Origin of the sequence: Streptomyces sp. MK37H, assembly GCF_018035285.1 — a bacterium.
GTDB classification, from domain to species: domain Bacteria; phylum Actinomycetota; class Actinomycetes; order Streptomycetales; family Streptomycetaceae; genus Streptomyces; species Streptomyces endocoffeicus.
This window is the reverse complement of record NZ_JAAAYH010000769.1, coordinates 1-2,000: the sequence shown is the minus strand read 5'-3', so window position 1 is coordinate 2,000 and position 2,000 is coordinate 1. Positions and strand designations below refer to the sequence as shown.

At 72.7% G+C, this 2,000-nt stretch carries 1 protein-coding gene and 1 pseudogene; one reads left to right on the top strand and one right to left on the bottom strand.

Going from position 1 to position 2,000, the window contains the following annotated elements; all coding sequences use genetic code 11:
- Nucleotides 1-546, top strand: a pseudogene (locus tag GWI24_RS43715) (hypothetical protein); the annotation flags it as partial.
- Between the two features lie 43 nt (nucleotides 547-589).
- Here GWI24_RS43715 and GWI24_RS43710 read toward each other — a convergent pair.
- Nucleotides 590-1,786: an alanine racemase gene (locus GWI24_RS43710; protein WP_210951564.1), complete on the bottom strand. Its 1,197-nt coding sequence runs from the start codon at nucleotides 1,784-1,786 to the stop codon at nucleotides 590-592.
- Between the last annotated feature and the right edge of the window lie 214 nt (nucleotides 1,787-2,000).

The following is a 2,000-nucleotide window of genomic DNA, read 5'->3' as shown; positions in this document are numbered from 1 at the left end:
TACGACCCGGACACCGCCCCGGACCAGGGCAACGGCATCAGCCTGCCGGTGCTCTCCGGCTGGCAGGCCGGGCGCAGCAGCTCCGGCGGCGCGGGCGTCACCACCTCCCGCTACCCCTGCCCGGGCGACCCGTCCACCGACTGTGTGCGTGGCGGCGCCTTCTCCCGGACCGCGGAGGGCTACAAGGCCACCTCCGCCAAGGGCATAGCCAAGGAGGACATCGCGCAGAACGCCGAGGAGTCCTACGGCACGGACCAGGACACCGACCGCAAGGCGTACGGCGGGATCACCTCCCACAGCCAGCTGAAGGCCTCGGCGGTCGAGGTCGCGGGCGAGAAGGGCTATCTGGTCCGCTGGAAGGTGGTGACGAAGAAGGGCGACGACGGCATCGTGCAGTCGGTGGCGTTCCCCTCGCCCACCATGCCGGACACGATGGTCGTGGTGCGCTTCGGGTTCGACGAGAGCGACAAGGCGCCGCCGCTCAGCGACATGGACAAGATCGTCAAGGGCATCGAGGCGCTGGCGGGCGACGGCCGGTCCATCTAGCGTTACCGGTCCATCCGGGCCGAAGCGGTGTGGCGGCCGGCCGTCAGAGGTACGTCCTGCCCTCGCCCCGGTACGTCGGCACCTCGGCCACCACCCGGTCCCCCTCGATCAGCCGCAGCGTGTCGAACCGCTCGCACAGCTCACCGGCCTTGGCGTGCCGGAACCACACCTTGTCGCCGATCAGCAGATCGTCGGCGGCCGTGCCCAGCAGCGGAGTCTGCACCTCGCCCGGCCCCTCCATCGAGTCGTACTCCAGCCCCTCCGGCAGATACGGCACCGGCAGCCGGTCCCGGCCCGCCGCGCCCGACGCCGGATAGCCGCCGCCGAGCACCGTCACCACGCCCACCCCGGGGCGGCGCACCACCGGCTGGGCGAACAGGGCCGCCGGGCGGCCGCGGAAGGAGGTGTAGTGGTCGAACAGCCGCGGCTGGTAGAGCCCGGACCCGGCGGCGATCTCGGTCACCGCGTCCTCCGCGGCGGTGTGCTGCACACTGCCCGTACCGCCGCCGTTGACGAACTCCAGGTCCGCCACGGCCCGCACCGCCCGTACGGCAGCGGCCCGGCGCGCCGCGAGCTCCCGGCGCGCCACGGACTGCATCAGCCGGATGGCGCGCGAGCGCAGCGGACTCCCGGGCACCGCGTCGCCCACACCCGCCACATGCCCCTCGTACGCCATCAGCCCGACCAGCCGGAAGCCGGGGCGGTCGGTGATCGCCCGTGCCAGGGTGGCCAGTTGCTCCGGTTCGCGCAGCGGTGAGCGCAGCGCCCCGACCCGCACCCGCCCGCCGAGCAACCGCAGCGAGGTGTCCAATTCCAGGCAGACCCGGACCTCTTCGGTCCCGGCGCGAACGCTGTCGATCAGATCGAGCTGGGAGAGGTCGTCCACCATGACGGTCACGGCCTGGGCCAGCTTGGGGTCGCCGGTCAGGGTGGCGAAGCCGTCCCGGTCGGCGGAGGGGTAGGCGAGCAGCACGTCGTCGAACCCCTCGCGCGCCAGCCACAGCGACTCCGGGAGCGTGAAGCTCATGATCCCCGCGAAGCCGTCGCGCGCCAGCACCCGCTCCAACAGCGCGCGGCAGCGCACCGATTTGCTGGCCACGCGGATCGGTTTGCCTCCCGCCCGGCGGACCAGATCCCGGGCGTTGTCGTCGAAGGCTCCCAGGTCGACAATCGCCACGGGCGCTTCGAGATGGGCGGTGGCCCGGTCGTACCGGGCCCGGTCAGCGGCGGCAGCGGACATGGACGCAGCTTGCCAGACCGCTATTACCACTGGGTAGAGGGCGGCCGGTGCGCAGGGCCCCCGGCTGGCCGTAGAGTGTCGCGCACGCCACGACCGGCAGGTCAGCGGCGGGTTGTCCGTATACGGGCCCGCCTGCCCGAAAGGCGGTGCGGTGGCGCGGCGAACCGGACGGAGCCAGGTGAAGCAGGTCTCGACGGGTGCGAGGGGGTGCAGG

What these genes read in the sequence shown, in the direction of transcription:
- GWI24_RS43710 (WP_210951564.1), bottom strand. Translation starts at nt 1,786, where the DNA reads ATGTCCGCTGCCGCCGCTGACCGGGCCCGGTACGACCGGGCCACCGCC.